The sequence below is a fragment of the Nonomuraea sp. NPDC048916 genome (genome assembly GCF_040649575.1).
Taxonomy (GTDB): domain Bacteria; phylum Actinomycetota; class Actinomycetes; order Streptosporangiales; family Streptosporangiaceae; genus Nonomuraea.
Window position 1 is genome coordinate 1 of sequence record NZ_JBEZFS010000219.1, and the last position, 468, is coordinate 468.

Genomic DNA, 468 nt, shown 5'->3' on the forward strand with positions numbered 1-468 from the left:
CACGCCGTGAAGGTCCTGGAGGGCAACCTCGGCAAGACCGGCGACGAGGCCACGGGTGTCGCGGTCGTCCGCCGCGCCGCCGTCGAGCCGCTGCGCTGGATCGCCGAGAACGCCGGCCTCGAGGGCTACGTCATCACCTCCAAGGTCGCCGAGCTCGACAAGGGCCAGGGCTTCAACGCCGCGACCGGCGAGTACGGCGACCTGGTCAAGTCCGGTGTCATCGACCCGGTCAAGGTCACCCGCTCCGCCCTGGAGAACGCCGCGTCCATCGCGTCCCTGCTCCTGACGACCGAGACCCTGGTCGTCGAGAAGCCGGCGGAAGAGGAGGCCGACGCGGGCCACGGCCACGGTCACGGCCACTCGCACTGACGCCAGGCATCACTGACGCCGGCCGGTAAGCGTCACCGAGGCTCGGCATCCCACACGGGGTGCCGGGCCTCAGCGCTGTCCGGAACCACTGGTTCCCGG

General features: G+C 71.2%; 1 protein-coding gene. It reads left to right on the forward strand.

The features are described 5' to 3' along the window. On the forward strand, nt 1-369 hold a 369-nt coding region (locus AB0C16_RS40535; RefSeq protein WP_357691515.1), incomplete at its 5' end, for a TCP-1/cpn60 chaperonin family protein. Nucleotides 370-468 lie beyond the last annotated feature (99 nt).